This is a genomic window from Ferrovibrio sp. GW821-FHT12E11 (genome assembly GCF_058806975.1).
This window is the reverse complement of sequence record NZ_JBXAQG010000001.1, coordinates 2,873,690-2,890,102: the sequence shown is the minus strand read 5'-3', so window position 1 is coordinate 2,890,102 and position 16,413 is coordinate 2,873,690. Positions and strand designations below refer to the sequence as shown.

Genomic DNA, 16,413 nt, shown 5'->3' with positions numbered 1-16,413 from the left:
TGTCGCGACTGGCGAAGCTTACTTCGCCAGCGCGTCGAGCTTCTTGCGCAACTCTTCGATCGTCGGCGCACCGGCTTCGGTCTTGCCATTGATGATGAGAGTCGGCGTCGAGTTGACGTTGAACTTCTGATTGCCTTCGAGGCGCGAATTCAGGATGTAGTCGCCCAGCGGCTTGTCTGCGAGGCAGGCTTCGAACTGCTCGGACGAGACGCCGCCCAGACGGCCGATCTGCACCAGCGCCGCTTTCGGATCGGTGGCGCCGGCCCACTGGCGCTGCTGCGCGAACAGCACGTTGAGGAAGGTGTAATACTTCTCTGGCCCGCCGCAGCGCGCCAGCACCGCGCCGGCATAAGCCATCTGGTCGAGCGGGAAGTCGCGGAAGATCAGCTTCGCCTTGCCGGTGTCGATATACTCGGTCTTCAGCGCCGGCAGCACCTCGGCATGGAAGCGCGCGCAATGCGGACAGGTGAGCGAGGCATATTCGATGATGGTGATCGGCGCCTCGGCCTTGCCGAGCACCATGTCTTGCAGACGCGGATTACCCGCCGGCGCTGCCGTCTGGGCCAGAGCCGTGGAACCAAAGAAACCCGCAATCACAAAAGACAGGGTCAGAACCAAACGCTGTATATATTTCATGGAGATACTCCGACCCCCTACATCTAGGGGGCATTCTATGTTGCACGATCCGGCCTGCAACCGGACTCTGCCTTTATCCACAAGAATCTGGCCGGCTCAAGGCAGCTCAGCGACTCGCACCAAGAAGTGATCGTCCAAGGTTCTCAAGGGCTTGGCGAAGCTCCTTGTCCTCGACTCCAACCAGCATTTTCTCCAGCCGGGCGCGCTCGTCAGCGGTGAGCGGCCGAGTCGTGCGCGCGGGCTTCAGATGCGACTCGGGCTGGCGGATCGGCATCTGCTTCAGCTTCAGGCGCTCGACGGCGCGATACCCGAAGTAGCCGTTGATCTTTTCGATGATCAACGGGCTCAGATGCTGCAACTCCAGTGCAAAGGCCGGGCTGACACCGATCTCCAGCGTGGCGGCGTGGCCGGCGCCGGAGGCGTAGCTCATGCGCTCAGGCTGGGTTTCGCTTTTCAGCAGCGGGCCGGCGATCTCGCCCCAGCGATGGATGATCTCGCCCAGCGCCGCGCCGCGGTTTTTCATAAGCGGCCGGGTCAGGCGGCCGAGCGACAGGCCAAGCGCCTTGGGCGCATTGGTGCGCTGCGCGGGATTGCGCGCGGCAGGATCGGCTTTCTTCGACTCATCGGCCATGGCGGCAGTCTACGCCGCCGTCGCCGCGATTAGTAGCCGAGCGCCTCCGACAGCCGCTCGTAGCGCGGTCCGCGCAGCTGATAGACATAGGCCTGCCGCGTGCCCTGGCGGCCGCCATCGGCGAAATCCTGCACGGTGCCGCCGAACAGGTCGCGCCAGCCGCGGATGCCGGCCACGGCGCGGGTCAGGCGTGGCATGGCGGTGTCGCCCTCGGCGCGGTCCAGCGCCAGGATGGCCAGATCGGCAATGGTGGCGCCATAGATCGCACCGGCATTGGGTTCCTGGCCGAAGCGCGCCTTGTAAGCATCCATCCAGGCCACAACCTCGGTACTGGCGCCGCTGCGCTCGGGCAGCGCAATCGAAGACACGCTGTACAGGCCCTGGGTGCCGCCGCCGGGCGCCTGGGCCAGCAGATAATCATGCGTGGTGGAGGGCCCGAGGAAAGTGACGCTCCAGCCCATGGTCCGGGCCGTGGTCATCGGCAGGATGGTGTCGCGCAGCAGCGTCGCCAGCACGACGAGGTCGCAGCCAGCCGACTGCAGCCGCGTCATCGCCGCGGTGAAGTCGGTGTCGGTGGGGCGATGGGTGACGACAAGCCCGAGCGTCTGGCCATGCCGGGCGAGTTGGTCGCGCAGCGCCTGCTGCACTTCCTCGCCGTAATCAGTGCTCTGGGCCAGCGCGCAGACCGCCTTCTTGCCCTGGGTCTCGACCATCCACTTCACGCCGGCGCGGATCTGGTCGTAATAGAGCGAGCCGGAAATCCAGGTCACGGCATCGGGTGCCTGCACCAGGTCGCGGCTGGCCGCCATCGGAAACAGATTGGCGATGCCGGCCTGCCTCAACTGCGGCAACACCGCCTGCACCTGCGCGGTGCCGAGCGAACCGACGAAGACCTGCACGCGATCATGCTTGATCAGTTTGTTGGCGGCCTGCACCGCGCGCGGCACCTGGAACTGGTGGTCCTCGACCACCAGGCGCAGCTTGCGGCCGCGGATGCCACCGGCGGCGTTGACCGCATCGAAGCGCAGGCGCATGGCGTTGACCACCGCATGGCCATAGGCCGCCGCCGGGCCGGACAGGTCGGTCAGGGTGCCGAGCACAATTTCATTGCGCTGGGGTTCGGCGGCCTGGACGCCGCCCGCCATCAACACCGCGATCAGGGCCGCCAGAATTCTGCTGCGCATGGCCTTCACTCCGCTGAAAAATCGGCGTCAAAATGGCGCAGCCGGCCACAACGCGCAAGCGCGAATGCGGCCGATGCGATGACAATCGTCCGTTTTCAATGTTACGGTCCGTCCATGCCCCAATCACGGCCAAAGTCCCGCGCCGCTGCGCCCGATCTCGCCGCCCTGCTGCTGCCCTGGTACGACCGCCATCACCGCAACCTGCCGTGGCGTAGCCCGCCAGGACAGCCGGCGATGGCCGCGTATCGCGTCTGGCTCAGCGAGATCATGCTGCAGCAGACCACGGTGCCCGCCGTGATCCCCTATTTCGCCAAATTCCTGCAGCGCTGGCCGAGCGTGCATGACCTTGCGGCAGCGCCGGTGGACGAGGTGATGGAGGCCTGGGCCGGCCTGGGCTATTACGCCCGTGCCCGCAACCTGCACAAATGCGCGCAGATGGTCAGCGCCACACTCGGCGGCGTGTTCCCCGATACGGAAGAAGGATTGCTGGAACTGCCCGGCATCGGCGCCTATACCGCCGCCGCCATTGCCGCCATCGCCTTCGGACAGCCCGCCGCAGTGATGGACGGCAATATCGAACGCGTTCTGGCGCGGGTGTTCGCCGTCGAGACGCCGCTGCCGCAGGCTAAGCCCGAACTGCGCAAGCTGACGGCGCAGGTGACGCCGCAGACGCGGCCTGGCGATTTCGCGCAGGCCATGATGGATCTGGGCGCGACCGTGTGCACGCCGAAAAGCCCCGACTGCCTGCTCTGCCCGCTGCAGGTCATCTGCCAGGCGTTCAAACGCGGCATTGCCGCGACGCTGCCGCGCAAAGCACCAAAGGCGGAGCGCCCGGTCCGACACACCATCGCCTTCCTGCTGGAACGCGACGACGGCGCCGTGCTGCTGCGTCGACGACCGCCCGAGGGCCTGCTGGGCGGCATGCTGGAGGTGCCCAGCACACCGTGGCGCGATACGCCCTGGCCGCAAGTGGACGAAGCGCTGGACCATGCCCCGGCGGCGCTGGCCTGGCAGCCGGTGGCGGATGCCGCGGCCGAACACGGCTTCACGCATTTCACGCTGAAGATCGCGGCCCTGCATGGCCGCATCAATGCCAAGGCCGCCGCCAAGCTGGCGGGCGTGTGGCAGCCGCCACGCGAAGCGCAGCTGCCCACGGTGATGAAAAAGATGCTGGGCCTGCTGCCGCGCGAAACGCCCGGCGAAACGGTCAGATCGACGAAAAGTCGCCGTGGCGGCCAAGGCCGCTCTTGAAGCGCGCGGCCCCCGCTATCGCCTCTTCGGTCACGATCGGCAGGCCGCCCTCGGCCTCGTCATGCAAAGCGGCATCCAGCGACATATCCCACTGGCGGTAGCTGGAACTGCGGTCGGCCAGCATGCAGCCTTGCGGGAAGCGGCTGATCTCTTCGGCCAGCGCTTCCGCCGCCACCCGCGCCTGCCCCTTCGGCACCACGCGATTGGCCAGGCCGATGTTCAATGCTTCGTCAGCGCTCACGGCACGACCGGTGAGGATCATGTCGAGCGCGCGGCTGTGGCCGATCAGGCGCGGCAGACGCACCGTGCCGCCATCGATCAGCGGCACGCCCCAACGCCGGCAGAACACGCCGAAGGTTGAATCCTCTTCGGCCACGCGCAGGTCGCACCACAGGGCCAGCTCCAGTCCGCCGGCCACGGCGAAACCCGACACCGCCGCGATCACCGGCTTGGACATCATCAGCCGCGTCGGGCCCATCGGACCTTCGGATTCCGGCGAGACATCGTTGCGCTTGTCGCCATCGGCAACCGCCTTGAGGTCGGCGCCGGCGCAGAACGTGCCGCCCGCACCCCAGAGCACGGCAACCTTTGCCGTTTCATCGGCGTCGAAATCCTTGAAGGCCTGGCGCAGCGCATCGGCGGTGGGACGGTCGACCGCATTGCGCGCCTCGGGCCGGTCGAGGATCACGGTGGTGATCGCTCCCTTGCGTTCGACATGCACAGCCATGACATCCTCCCGGGATTTTCACTGATCCCGACAGGCTGACAGTGCAGGCGCGCCCCCGCAAGGCCCGGCAAATCCCTTTGGCCGTCTTGTCCTTACGGCAACGACGCTGCTACACACTGGCCATGACCTTCGACTGGCGGCGATCCCTCTGGCGCGGCACCGGGCATCTGATCGCACCGGCCGTACGCCTGTGGCTGCAACATCGCGCCCGCATCGGCAAGGAAGACCGTGCCCGCCTGCCCGAACGGCTGGGCATCGCCGGCCGACCGCGTCCGGCCGGACTGGTGGTCTGGTGCCATGGTGCCAGCGTGGGTGAAAGCCAGGCCCTGCTGCCGCTGCTGCAGCATCTGCACGAGCAGCGCCCCGATGTGACCTGGTTGCTGACCTCCGGCACCGTCACCTCGGCAGCCCTGGTCGAACGTCGCGCCGGACCCGGCGTGCTGCACCAGTTTCTGCCGGTCGATCTGCCGCGCGCCGTGGATGGTTTCCTCGATCACTGGAAACCGGACCTGGTGCTGTGGAGCGAGTCCGATTTCTGGCCGGGCATCCTGAACAGCCTGCGCCTGCGTCGCATCCCGACGCTGCTCATCAACGCCCGCATGTCGGAACGCTCCTGCCGGCGCTGGGCCGGCATGCCGGGTACCGCGCGCTGGCTGCTGCAGGGCTTTGCTGCGGTCTATGCGCAGACCGCGCAGGATGCCGAGCGCCTGCGCCGGCTGGGCATGACGGATGTGATCGAAGCCGGCAACCTGAAACATGCCGCGCCACCGCTGCCGGTCAATCCCGCGGACCTGGCTGCCTGGCGCCGGCAACTGGACCTGCGGCCGGTCTGGCTCGCCGCCAGCACCCATGCCGGCGAAGAAGCCCTGGTGGCCGAGGTGCATCGCCGACTGAAATTCCGCCACCCCGACCTGCTGACCCTGATCGTGCCGCGCCACCCCGAACGCGGAGCGGAGATCGCCGCGGAACTGGCAGCCGGCGGCCTGACCAGCGCCCTGCGCTCGCGCGATGAACGGCCCGATGCGGGAACCGAGCTCTATATCGCCGATACCCTGGGCGAACTGGGCCTGTGGTATCGCATCAGTCCGATCGTGGCGATGGGTGGCTCGCTGATCCCCCATGGCGGCCATAATCCGTTGGAGCCGGCGCGCCTGGGCTGCGCCGTGCTGTTCGGTCCGCACATGTTCAATTTCGCCGAAGTCAGCACCGGCCTGCTGCAGGCCGGCGGCGCCGTGCAGGTGGAGGATCTGGAAGACCTGGGGGCCCAGATAATCGCGCTGTTCGAAGACCAGAAGCGCCGCCGCACCCTGGCCGATGCCGGGCAGGCCTATGCTGCCGGACCGGCGGATATCATCGAACGCCTGTCAGCAGCGGTCCTGCAGCATCTGCCGCCGAGCCGCTAGCCCACGAAGGGCTTGGCGATATGCGCCACCTCTTCCATCGACGAGCCGAAATGCTGCGGCTTGGACATATCGGTGATTTTCGCGTAATTGGCAGCGAAATCCTCGACGGTGACCTTGGCATCGACACCGAAGAACATGCCTTGGGATTCCATGATCTGCATCTTGGCGTAGAACCCGGCGCCAGCCGAGATGATGTCGCCGGTGGCGGTGCAGGCTTCCGAGCAGAGATAGGCCACGGCCTGCGTCACATATTCGGGCTTGAGATGCGGCAGCAGTTGCGGTGGCAGCAGGGCTTCGGTCATGCGGGTGGCGGCAACCGGCGCAATGGTGTTGACCAGGATGCCGTATTTGGCGCCTTCCTGCTTCAGCGAGTTCATCAGGCCGACCACGCCCATCTTGGCGCCGGCATAATTCGACTGGCCGAAGTTGCCATACAGGCCGGAATTCGACGAAGTCATGACGATGCGGCCGTAATTCTGCTGCTGCATCACCGGCCAGGCCGCCTTGGTGACATAAGCCGAACCGAGGAAATGCACCTTCACGACGGTGTCGAAATCAGCCACATCCATCTTGGCAAAGGTCTTGTCGCGCAGGATGCCGGCATTGTTGACGACAATATCGACGCGCCCGAAGGCATCCATCGCGGTCTTGACGATATTCGCCGCCGCACCGGCTTCCGATACGCTGTCGTAATTCGCCACCGCCACGCCGCCGGCCGCGGTGATCTCGGCCACCACCTGGTCGGCCGCCTTGGCCGAAGCACCGGTGCCATCCACCCCGCCGCCCAGATCGTTCACCACCACCTTGGCGCCACGCGATGCCAGCAGCAGCGCATGGCTGCGGCCCAGACCGGCGCCCGCGCCGGTGACGATGGCGACGCGACCATTGAAATCGATGGCCATGGGAATCCTCCGTTTATGGGTTCTGAGTTCAGACTTTGTATTCGAGCAGCAGATCGCAGACTTCGCGCACGGCACCATGGCCGCCGGCGGCATCCGTGACGTAAGCCGCGGCCTTTTTCACCTGCGGCCGTGCATTGGCCACGGCAATTGGCAGGCCGACCGCGCCCATCACATCGAGATCGTTGACGTCGTCGGCGACATGGCAGACCTGGTCGAGGCCGATGCCGAGTTCGGCACAGATCGCCTGCAACCGAGGCAGCTTGTGCCGCACGCCCATATGGCCGAAGCGGATTTTCAGCCGGTCGATGCGGCGCTGGATCGAGGGCGTGTCGCTCATGGTGATCAGCGCCACCTCGATGCCGGCCTCTTTCACCAGCAGAATGCCGAAGCCGTCCTGAACATGGTATTTGCGCAGCTCGGAGCCGTCATCGGCGTAATAAAGCCCGCCATCGGTGAGCGTGCCGTCGAGATCGAGCGACAGCAGTTTGATAGCCTTGAAGCGGGCAACCAGATCGGCGTCCAGCATGAAACTCTCCCCCTGGCCCGCGACAGCCTGCGGACCCGACTGCAAATAATCCGACAAGATTAGCGGGGAAGCCGGGGCCGGCGCCAGCATCGGCGCCGCATCTGACGCAGCGTCAGGCGGCTCAGGGCGGCAGGGTACGGTTCATCTGCTGCTGGCGCTCGCGGCGCTGCTCGGCCTCCAGCGCCCGGCGACGCTGATCGAGCTGCAGGCGCTGGGTCTCGGTCTGGCGTTTGGCACCCTCGGCATCACGGCGGCGCTGCATGGTATCGAGGCGGCGCTGGTCCTCGTTCATGTTGAGCTGGCGCTGGCGGTCCTGGCGCGCGGCATCCTCCTGCCGGCTGCGCCGGGCGTCCTGGAACCGCTGCTCGCGCTCCAGCTCCATGCGGCGGGTTTCGGACTCCATATGCTGGCGGTTCCACTCGGCCGGATCGCTGCTCTGGGCCAGCGCCAGTGGGGTTGCCAGGCCATAGGCCAGCAGCAGCCATCCGCTAAGACGCAGCATCATGGCCGGCGCTCGTTCTCGAAACGCTGGCGCACCGCGCCGATTTCACGGGTGGGATCTTCGCGGCCGCGCAGCGGATCGACATCGGCGCCGCGCTCGGGACCGAGGCGGCGGTCTTCCTCGATCCCCAGACGACGCCGGGTCTCCTGCTGCTCGCCCAGCTCGCGCTGCAGGGTGAGGAAATCCTTCTCCTGATCATGGCGTTCGGGCTGCAGGCGGCGGTTTTCCGCCTCCACGCGCTGGCGGCTCCATTCGGTCGGATCCATCGTCTGCGTGGTCTGGGCAAACGACGGCGCGGCGGCAGCGATCATAAAAGTCAGGGCATAAACCAGGCTGGTGCGCGACATGGCCGACTCCCGTGCTGGATCGGTTGCAATGCTTGCACCGGAATAGGGCGATTCTGCGCCTATTCACGGGCGATCAGCCCTATCAACGCTTTCAGCGGCGCTTTGGTTTCGGCGGGCCCATATCATCCAGCCAGAAGACGACATGGTCTTCCAGCTCGCCGGCTTCTTTTTCCGAGATGCAGCGGCCGGCCGCCGAAACGCCGGCCTGGTGCACGGTCTCTCGGCTGCCGCTTTTCAGCGGGTGCCACCAGGGCAGATCCTTGCCCTGGGCCACCAGCCGGTAGCCGCAGCTTTTCGGCAGCCAGTTCATCTTGGCCACCTTAGCCGGCGTGAGCTGGATGCAGTCGGGCACGATCTTCTTGCGCTTGGGATAGTTGCTGCACTGGCCCGTTGAACAGTTCAGCAGCTTGCAGGCCACATTGGTCTGTTCCAGATGGCCGGTATCCTCGTCTTCCAGACGGTAGAGGCAGCATTTGCCGCAGCCATCGCAGAGCGACTCCCATTCGGACTGGGTCATCTGGTCGAGGCGCTTGCGGCGCCAGAATGGCAGGGCACGGGACATGCGGGCAGTTTACGCCGGAAGCCGTCGTCCAGAAAGGCGTAAGCCCCAGCGGTATAACAGACCCTAGCGTTTGCCGGGCTGGCCGTTGTGCTGGCGGATGAAGGCCGTCACCCGGGGAGCGATTTCCTCGCGCCAGCGGCGGCCATTGAACACGCCATAATGGCCGACACCAGCCTGCAGATGGTGCTGGCGCCGGGTTTGCGGGATATTCGGACAAATATCATGGGCCGCCATGGTCTGGCCGACGCCGGAGATATCGTCCTTCTCGCCTTCCACTGTCAGCAGTGCGGTCTTGCGGATCGCGGTGCAATCCACCGGCCGGCCGCGATGGGTCATGGTGCCGCGTGGCAGCTGGTGCTCCTGGAACACCGCCTTCACGGTCTGCAGATAATATTCCGCCGGCAGATCCATGACGGCGAGATATTCATCATAGAAATCGGTATGGGCCTTGGCGCTGTCGCCGTCGCCCTTGATCAGATGATGGAACAGCCGCACATGGGCGCCGACATGGCGATCCAGGTTCATGGTCATGAAACCGGTGAGCTGGATGAAACCCGGATAGACCTGCCGCATAAAACCGGCATGCGGGAAGGGCACATGATTGATCACACTGTGCTCGAACCACTCGATGGAATGTTCCTGCGCCAGGTCGTTCGGCGTGGTCGGGCTGATGCGGGTATCGATCGGCCCGCCCATCAGCGTCATCGACCGCGGCAGATTCGCGTCGTTGTCTTCCGACATCAGTGCAATCGCGGCCAGCACCGGCACCGAAGGCTGGCACACCGCCATGACATGGCTGCCCGGGCCGAGCGCGGCGAAGAATTCGCGCACGTAATCGATATAGTCGTCGAGATCGAAAGCGCCGTCGCTCAGCGGCACGTCGCGGGCATCGACCCAGTCGGTGATATAGACCTCGTGATGCGGCAGCATCGCTTCGACCGTGCCGCGCAGCAGCGTGGCGTAATGGCCCGACAACGGCGCCACGATCAGCAGCTTCGGATCGTTACGGTCTTCGCAGCCCTCGCGGACGAAATGCTTCAGCCGACAGAATGGCAGATCGAGCACGTATTCCTCGGTCACCGGACGCTTTTTGCCCTCCACCAGGGTGGAGGGCAGGCCAAAGGCCGGCTTCGGGTAACGGCGCGTGATATTGGTGAAGACTTCCAGGCCGGCGGCGAGCGTGCGCGCGGCCGGCGAATAGTTCACCGGCAGATAGGGCAGCTTCAGCGCCTTGGTCTGCGCTTCGGCCAAAACCCGGAAGGGCTGCAGGGCAGCCTGCTGGAATTCAAAGAGCTGATAGAGCATAGGTCCCACCCTGATGCCGGAGCGCGGCGGAACTGAGGCGGCCGCACCACAAGACTCGGACAAAGCTGTTAGCGAACTGTGACCGACGAGATGTCACGCTGCGTCACATAGGGCAGCTTAACGCGATTCCTCAGTGTCCGCACAAAATATTTTGCACTGCAACATATGCGTGCATTCAATACAACCCGCTGATCGGGAACGATTTAAAGTCTGGCTTTGATGCGTTGGGCCATTTGATCCGGCGTTGCATCATGGCGGAAATGCGCCAGATACCGGCCCTGCCCGTCCATCAGGTAGATGAAACCGGAATGATCGACGGAATAGCCCAGGCTCGAATCCTTGAGTTGGACCTTCTGGTAATAAACCCGGTAGGCGCGCGCCACGGCGGCGATCTGCTCCGGCGTGCCGGTCAGGCCGACCAGGCGTTCGTGGAAGGCCTGCACGTATTCCTTCATCACCGGCGGCGTATCGCGCTCGGGATCGACGGTGATCAGGATCGGCTGCACCTGCGCCCCCGCCGCGCCCAGTTCATCCATGGCGATGGCAATGGTCTGCAGGCCGGTGGGGCAAATATCGGGGCAGTTGGTGAAACCGAAATACACCAGCATCAGCTTGCCGGCGAAATCCTTGTCCGAAACCGTCTTGCCGTCCTGGTCGGTGAGCGTGAACGGCCCGCCGATGGCGACCGGGCCATTGCCCGCGTCGTCGCCTCTGGGCGCGAACCACTGCAAGCCGAGGAAACCCAGGAAGCCGATCACAACAATGGCAGCGACAATCAGGACGCCGCGCTGCAGGCCGCGTTTGGCAGCAGACATGATTACTTCCCCTTGCCGCCGAGGGCCGCAGCCGTCGTCTCGATGAAATCGGCCATCGCCACATCCCGCTCGCTCAGCCCGTTGGCATCATGCGTGGTCAGCGTGATCTCGACGCGATTATAGACGTTGAACCATTCGGGATGGTGATCCAGCTTCTCGGCCATCAGCGCCACACGGCCCATGAAGCCGAAGGCAGCGTTGAAATCGGCGAAGAGGAACGTCTTCTTGATCGCATCGCGGCCGGGATCGTGGCTCCAGCTCGCAAAACGCTGCAATGCATCGCTGCGCGCGGCGCCTTCCAGTTTGCGGATTGCCATGTCATCCTCCTGCCGCCTGTGATCAGGCGGTCTGGCGCGCAAGCTAGCGCGCGCCCCGGCCTGCTTCAACCGCCGTCCAGCCGCTTGAGACGATCCGCCGCATGAGCCAGATACCGTCTGCCCCCGCCAGTTCGCACCCGCGCGCCGAGAGCCTCGCGCCCAGCCTGGACGATATCGCCGCCATCGGCGAAGCCGAATTGAAACGGCTACGTCCCGCGCTGGCCCGCTATATCGATGGCGTGCCGATCCAGGTGGTTGATTTCCCCGATGACGACACCCTGACCGAAATGGCCTGCGATACGCCCTTCGACCTGCTGGGCCTGTACAGCGGCGGCAGCGTTCTGGCCGAGGATCGCGGCGAGACCGGCACGTTGCCGGCGATGATCTTCCTCTATCGCCGGCCGCTGCTGGATTACTGGTGCGAGACCGGCGAGGCGCTGAGAGATGTCGTGCGCCATGTGCTGATCCACGAGATCGGCCACCATGTCGGCCTGTCGGACGACGACATGCATGCCATCGAGGACAGTATCGTCTGAACGGTCAGTCGGCCGCCATCTGCACGGCATCCTGCCGCGGCAGGCGGAAGGCCACACGGGTGCCATGGCCAGGTGTGGAGGCGATCGCCAGCGGCGCGCCATGCAGTTCGGCCAGACGATTGGCCAGCGCCAGCCCCAGGCCTGTACCGCGTTCGCTCTGCGCCACCATACCGCTGACCTGACCGAAAGGCGTCATCGCCACCTGCACCTGCGACTGGGTCATGCCGGGCCCATCATCACTGATGGTGAAACGCACGACCTTGTCCTCTGCCGTGGCCTCGACCCGCACATCGCCACCCGAGGGGGTGAACTTCAGGGCATTCGAGAGCAGATTGACCAGGGTCTGCTTGATGGCGCGGGCATCGCCCATCACCATGGGCAAGGTTTCGTCCACGGTAACATCCACGGTCGTGCCGCGCATCTGCGCCAGGCCGGAAACCAGCACCAGGCTGGCGCGCACCAGCTCGTGCGGCGACAGCGCTTCGTGATGCAGCTCCATGCGACCGGCTTCGATCTTGGAAAGATCCAGCACATCGTTGATCAGCGACAGTAGATGCTGGCCGCTTTCACGGATGTCGCGGGCATATTCGGCATATTTGTGGTGGCCGAGCGGACCGAAGACCTGGCGTTCCAGCACCTCGCCGAAACCGATCACAGCATTCAGCGGCGTGCGCAACTCATGGCTGACATGGGCAACGAAGTCGGTTTTGACCCGTGCCGCCTGCTCAGCCCGCATCTGGGCTTCCGCCGTGCGATGCAGCGCCTGCTCCAGCCGGGTCGCCTGCAGTTCGGCGGCATGCCGGCCCAGATAGGCGATGCGGCGCTGGCGCTCATAAACATAATTGGAGAAGAATCCGATCGCGAATGCGGTGGCCATCATCACCTGATAGACGGTGAATTCCAGTGGCGTGCCGAGCTGAAGGGCGACATAGGTAATGTCGAGCACTGCAATGACGGTGGCGACAACGGTTGCCGCGCGCAAAGTGCCGAGCCGCAGCACGACGAAGATGCCAATGATGACCAGAATGACGCAATCGAGATAGAGCGGGAGCAGCACCGGCGGCGTCAGTGCGACGATGCCGACGAAACCGAAACCGACCGCCAGCGCGCCGATCTGCATGATCAGCTGATGCCGCGGCAGCACGCGCGGATCGTAGGTGGCGACGATACCCGCCAGCAGAACCAGAACCGAGATGGCGCGGATGATGCTCATCGTCATCGCCGCCGGAGCAAACAACCAGTCGGTGACGCCGAAACTGGTAAACAATCCAGCCGCCAGGCCCAGCGCATAACGCGCGTAGATCAGCGTGCTGGGCGCTTCGGCCTGCTGGAATTCCTGCTCCAGGGCCGGATCTGCGAATGCGGAATCGTACCAGTGCAGGGTGGCGGAGGGAGCGGACAAAGGCGGCAACGGGCTCATGACAACAATCCCGTCAGGCTAGGCATAGCGCTATGCCGCCGCAACCGGGTTTCGGCATGACCCGGCGCATTCAACCTCTGCGGCGCATCGCAGGCCCTCAGCTAAGCCGGCAGTATCAGCCCGCCGTGAGCAGCCGTTCGACGAAAGTCGGAACCAGGCTGGTGGCCGGGCCGAAGATTTTCTCGGCAAACAGCGAGGCGCCATCGGAGGGATCGAGATTGAGTTCCACCGTATGGGCGCGGCGAGCGCGACGGACCTCGGCCACAAAGCCGGCCGCAGGATAAACCTGACCTGACGTGCCGATGGACAGGAACAGGTCGCAGGCATCGAGCGCCCGGTAAATCTCGTCCATATGCAGCGGCATCTCGCCGAACCAGACCACATGGGGCCGCAGGCGCCCGGTGGTGGCGCAGGCCGGACAGGTGGTGGCAAGATCGAGATCATCGCGCCAGGGCATAATATTTTCGCAGGCTTCACAGCGGATTTTCAGCAGCTCGCCATGCATGTGCAGCAGCTTTGTCGATCCCGCCCGTTCATGCAGGTCGTCGACATTCTGCGTCACCAGCAGCAGATCGCCATCGAAGCGGCGCTCCAGCTCGGCCAGCGCCACATGGGCGGCATTGGGCGTGGCCTCCACCAGGTTTTTGCGCCGGGCATTGTAGAAGTCATGCACCAGCACCGGATTGCGCGCGAAGCCCTCCGGCGTCGCCACATCCTGCAGGTCGTATTTGGTCCACAGACCGTCCTTGTCGCGGAAAGTACCGAGGCCGGACTCCGCCGAGATGCCGGCGCCGGTCAACACGACGATGGAACGGAAGCGCGTCTGCGTCACCGGCCGCGGCTACTCGCCATGACCATAGGCGGCGACTTCCTGGCGCTCCCAATGCTCGGCTTCGTCGGCCATCCAGTCATGTTCCTCATCGTCTGCCTCGCCGCCATCGACGCGATAGACATGCTCGGGCGTATAGATCGCGCCCGAGGAGGACAGGAAGCTGGAATACAACACGAAGCGGTCGACATAGCAGACTGGCGCTGAATACAGCGCGTGATGACTGAGGAAAGCGCCCACGCGGTCGAACGGTGCGTTGTTCAGGCGCGCCAGCGTTACATGCGGCATAAACTTGCGGCGATCCGGCGGCAGGCCGGCGCGCAGCACGGCATTGTCCACCTTGTCCTGCAGGCGGTTCAGCGTGGCATTGGGACGTACGCCGGCCCAGAGCGAATTGGCCTTGCGCTTGTCGCCGAAGGTGCCGACGCCGAACAGCTCGAGATCGAAGCTGGGCACGATAATGCCCGACAGCTCTTCGCCAATGGCGCGCGCCGTGCGGCCATCAACCTCGCCGATAAACCGCAGGGTGAGATGAAACTGGTCGGGGTTGGCCCAGCGCGCACCGGGCACGCCGGCACAAAGGGCGGCAAGAGACCGACGGACATCGTCGGGGAAGCGTAAGGCAACGAACAAGCGGATCATGGGGAAAGCCCTCCGCTGGAACGGGCGCTATGGCCCAGAGCAAACGCCGGTGGTCAGGCGCTCGGGTTCGGTTGATCGCGATGGATCGCCTCGATGCCGTCCAGAACCTCCTTGAAAAGTGTCACGCCAATACTGTCGATATTGATCTTGAGCTGTTCCAGCGACGTTGCGCCGATGATGTTGCTGGTGACGAAAGGCCGGGTATTCACGAAGGCCAGCGCCATCTGCGAAGGATCGAGGCCATGCTGCTTGGCCAATGCCACATAGCGTTCGGTGGCGCGGTCGACCTGCGGATTGCTGTAGCGGGTGAAACGCGTGAACAGGGCCAGGCGGCTGCCCGGCGGCCGGGCGCCGCCCAGATACTTGCCGCTCAGCACACCCATGGCGAGCGGCGAATAAGCCAGCAGGCCGACCTCTTCCATCTGCGTCACTTCGGACAGTGCGCTTTCGTACCAGCGATTCAGCAGGTTGTAGGGGTTCTGGATCGAGACGATGCGCGGTCGCGCGGCGCTGGCCGCAGCGTCGCTCACATGGCGCATCACGCCCCAGGCGGTTTCGTTCGATACGCCGAAGGTGCGGATCTTGCCGGCCTTCACCAGTTCGCCCATCGCATCCAGCGTCTCGGCGATGGCGATCGACTCCTCGCTGTTCCACGGATATTCGGCGCGGCCGAAATTGGTGGTCAGACGATCGGTCCAATGGGACTGGTAGAGATCGATATAATCGGTCTGCAGCCGCTTCAGGCTTTTGTCGACCGCCTCGAAAATCTGCTTGCGGCTCAGGTTCGGCGGCTGCTTGTCATCGCGCAGCCAGGTGAAATCGCCGCGCGGGCCACCACCGCGGCCGGCCACCTTGGTGGCCAGCACCACCTTGTCGCGATTGCCGCGCGCCTTCAGCCAGGTGCCGACATAGCTTTCAGTGCGGCCCTGCGTCTCGGCGCGGGGCGGCACCGGATACATTTCGGCGGCGTCGATGAAATTGATGCCGCGCTCCAGCGCGTAATCCAGCTGGGCGTGGGCTTCGGCTTCGGTGTTCTGCTCGCCCCAGGTCATGGTACCCAGGCAAATCAGGCTCACCTGAATGTCGGTGCGGCCTAAGCGACGGAACTCCATGACAAAACTCCCGAAACAGCGAAACAGGCCGGCTGTTTTGCCGGCAGCCCATATTGTCGGCAGGACTCGGCCATTTCAACAACGAATTGAGGTCAACGCCCCAGGAACCGCAAAATGTGGGGCATGGTGCGCTCGACAATCACGGCGACGCCCTCACGGGTCGGATGGATGCCGTCGCTCAGATTCAGCTTCGCCTCGCCGGCCACGCCATCGAGGAAGAACGGATAGAGCGGCAAGCCATGCTTTTGTGACAGATCCGGGTAGATGGCGTTGAACTTGCGGCCATAATCCGCACCCAGATTGGGCGCCGCCAGCATGCCGGCCAGCAGCACCGGCAGATTGGCCTGTTTCAGCCTGGCCACGATGGCATCCAGGTTGGTCCGTGCCTGCTCGGGCGCCAGGCCCCGCAGCATGTCGTTGGCGCCCAGTTCGACCAGCACATGGGTCGGTTTCTCGGCCAGCGCCCAGTCGAGCCGCGCCAGGGCCGCAGCCGTGGTATCGCCGGAAACGCCGGCATTCAGCACCGTGACATCGGCAATGCCACGCGCCTTCAGGGCCTTGTCGAGCTGTGCCGGGTAGGAGGCGTCGGGCGGCAGGTTATAGCCCGCCACCAGGCTGTCGCCGAAGACCAGCAGACGGGCCGGCGCGGCCTGTGCGTCGATCGAGGCAGCGCACATCAGCGTGACCAGCATCACCGCCAGCAGGCCAGCAACATTGCGGCAGCGCCGGAAAAGCCCATATCTTTCGTGTAACTTCACGATCTGCC

20 protein-coding genes are annotated in these 16,413 nt (G+C 64.7%); 3 read left to right on the top strand and 17 right to left on the bottom strand.

All coding sequences use genetic code 11. The features are described 5' to 3' along the window. Window positions 1–18: 18 nt before the first annotated feature. From AC1ROT_RS14430 to AC1ROT_RS14420, 3 genes are all read right to left on the bottom strand, one after another. On the bottom strand, window positions 19–636 hold the full coding sequence (locus AC1ROT_RS14430; RefSeq protein ID WP_492999828.1) for a DsbA family protein: 618 nt from the start codon (window positions 634–636) through the stop codon (window positions 19–21). 106 nt (window positions 637–742) lie between these two features. Next, window positions 743–1,267, bottom strand: a complete 525-nt coding sequence (locus tag AC1ROT_RS14425; RefSeq protein ID WP_492999827.1) for a DUF721 domain-containing protein — start codon at window positions 1,265–1,267, stop codon at window positions 743–745. Between the two features lie 29 nt (window positions 1,268–1,296). Continuing rightward, the gene (locus AC1ROT_RS14420) at window positions 1,297–2,451 is read right to left on the bottom strand and encodes an ABC transporter substrate-binding protein (RefSeq protein ID WP_492999826.1); all 1,155 of its coding nucleotides are present in this window, start codon (window positions 2,449–2,451) and stop codon (window positions 1,297–1,299) included. Window positions 2,452–2,565: 114 nt separating this feature from the next. On the opposite strand from AC1ROT_RS14420, the gene mutY reads away from it, so the two are divergent. Next, entirely contained in the window at window positions 2,566–3,702 is a 1,137-nt protein-coding gene (gene mutY, locus AC1ROT_RS14415; protein ID WP_492999823.1) for an A/G-specific adenine glycosylase, read from the top strand. Here mutY and AC1ROT_RS14410 read toward each other — a convergent pair. Next, window positions 3,659–4,429 carry a crotonase/enoyl-CoA hydratase family protein gene (locus tag AC1ROT_RS14410; protein WP_492971884.1) on the bottom strand — a complete coding sequence of 257 codons (771 nt, stop codon included), beginning with the start codon at window positions 4,427–4,429 and terminating at the stop codon, window positions 3,659–3,661. The two genes, mutY and AC1ROT_RS14410, sit on opposite strands and share 44 nt — an antisense overlap. 122 nt (window positions 4,430–4,551) lie before the next feature. On the opposite strand from AC1ROT_RS14410, the gene AC1ROT_RS14405 reads away from it, so the two are divergent. Then, window positions 4,552–5,832: a 3-deoxy-D-manno-octulosonic acid transferase gene (locus AC1ROT_RS14405; protein ID WP_492999821.1), complete on the top strand. Its 1,281-nt coding sequence runs from the start codon at window positions 4,552–4,554 to the stop codon at window positions 5,830–5,832. Here the strand turns inward: AC1ROT_RS14405 and AC1ROT_RS14400 are convergent. The 8 genes from AC1ROT_RS14400 to AC1ROT_RS14365 all read right to left on the bottom strand — a co-directional run bounded on the left by AC1ROT_RS14400 (window position 5,829) and on the right by AC1ROT_RS14365 (window position 11,150). After that, window positions 5,829–6,734, bottom strand: coding sequence for an SDR family oxidoreductase (locus tag AC1ROT_RS14400; protein ID WP_492999819.1), 906 nt, complete (start codon window positions 6,732–6,734; stop codon window positions 5,829–5,831). The two genes, AC1ROT_RS14405 and AC1ROT_RS14400, sit on opposite strands and share 4 nt — an antisense overlap. Window positions 6,735–6,762: 28 nt before the next feature. Next, window positions 6,763–7,260: a KdsC family phosphatase gene (locus AC1ROT_RS14395; protein WP_492971887.1), complete on the bottom strand. Its 498-nt coding sequence runs from the start codon at window positions 7,258–7,260 to the stop codon at window positions 6,763–6,765. Window positions 7,261–7,381: 121 nt separating this feature from the next. After that, on the bottom strand, window positions 7,382–7,765 hold the full coding sequence (locus tag AC1ROT_RS14390; RefSeq protein WP_492999818.1) for a hypothetical protein: 384 nt from the start codon (window positions 7,763–7,765) through the stop codon (window positions 7,382–7,384). Further along, a complete protein-coding gene (locus AC1ROT_RS14385) occupies window positions 7,762–8,109 on the bottom strand; it encodes a hypothetical protein (RefSeq protein WP_492999816.1) in 348 nt (115 codons plus the stop codon). Before AC1ROT_RS14385 ends, AC1ROT_RS14390 begins: the two co-directional genes overlap by 4 nt. Before the next feature lie 91 nt (window positions 8,110–8,200). Beyond that, window positions 8,201–8,671, bottom strand: coding sequence for a YcgN family cysteine cluster protein (locus tag AC1ROT_RS14380; RefSeq protein WP_492999815.1), 471 nt, complete (start codon window positions 8,669–8,671; stop codon window positions 8,201–8,203). Between the two features lie 63 nt (window positions 8,672–8,734). Further along, window positions 8,735–9,976 carry a polyhydroxyalkanoate depolymerase gene (locus AC1ROT_RS14375; RefSeq protein WP_492999814.1) on the bottom strand — a complete coding sequence of 414 codons (1,242 nt, stop codon included), beginning with the start codon at window positions 9,974–9,976 and terminating at the stop codon, window positions 8,735–8,737. A gap of 203 nt (window positions 9,977–10,179) precedes the next feature. Continuing rightward, window positions 10,180–10,791: an SCO family protein gene (locus tag AC1ROT_RS14370; RefSeq protein WP_492999812.1), complete on the bottom strand. Its 612-nt coding sequence runs from the start codon at window positions 10,789–10,791 to the stop codon at window positions 10,180–10,182. A 2-nt stretch (window positions 10,792–10,793) separates the two neighbouring features. After that, window positions 10,794–11,150 carry a 4a-hydroxytetrahydrobiopterin dehydratase gene (locus AC1ROT_RS14365; RefSeq protein WP_492999810.1) on the bottom strand — a complete coding sequence of 119 codons (357 nt, stop codon included), beginning with the start codon at window positions 11,148–11,150 and terminating at the stop codon, window positions 10,794–10,796. Window positions 11,151–11,209: 59 nt separating this feature from the next. Between AC1ROT_RS14365 and AC1ROT_RS14360 the strand changes: the two genes are divergently transcribed. Beyond that, on the top strand, window positions 11,210–11,644 hold the full coding sequence (locus tag AC1ROT_RS14360; protein ID WP_492971894.1) for a metallopeptidase family protein: 435 nt from the start codon (window positions 11,210–11,212) through the stop codon (window positions 11,642–11,644). A gap of 4 nt (window positions 11,645–11,648) precedes the next feature. Here the strand turns inward: AC1ROT_RS14360 and AC1ROT_RS14355 are convergent, their stop codons facing one another. From AC1ROT_RS14355 to AC1ROT_RS14335, 5 genes are all read right to left on the bottom strand, one after another. Beyond that, entirely contained in the window at window positions 11,649–13,064 is a 1,416-nt protein-coding gene (locus tag AC1ROT_RS14355) for a sensor histidine kinase (protein WP_492999808.1), read from the bottom strand. A gap of 115 nt (window positions 13,065–13,179) precedes the next feature. Beyond that, window positions 13,180–13,896, bottom strand: a complete 717-nt coding sequence (gene cobB, locus AC1ROT_RS14350; protein WP_492999807.1) for a Sir2 family NAD+-dependent deacetylase — start codon at window positions 13,894–13,896, stop codon at window positions 13,180–13,182. A gap of 9 nt (window positions 13,897–13,905) precedes the next feature. After that, the gene (gene thpR, locus AC1ROT_RS14345; RefSeq protein ID WP_492971897.1) at window positions 13,906–14,535 is read right to left on the bottom strand and encodes an RNA 2',3'-cyclic phosphodiesterase; all 630 of its coding nucleotides are present in this window, start codon (window positions 14,533–14,535) and stop codon (window positions 13,906–13,908) included. 53 nt (window positions 14,536–14,588) lie between these two features. Next, window positions 14,589–15,647 (bottom strand): NADP(H)-dependent aldo-keto reductase, encoded by a 1,059-nt coding sequence (locus AC1ROT_RS14340; protein WP_492999804.1) that lies wholly within the window; start codon window positions 15,645–15,647, stop codon window positions 14,589–14,591. 92 nt (window positions 15,648–15,739) lie between these two features. Beyond that, window positions 15,740–16,405: an arylesterase gene (locus AC1ROT_RS14335; protein WP_492999802.1), complete on the bottom strand. Its 666-nt coding sequence runs from the start codon at window positions 16,403–16,405 to the stop codon at window positions 15,740–15,742. Window positions 16,406–16,413 lie beyond the last annotated feature (8 nt).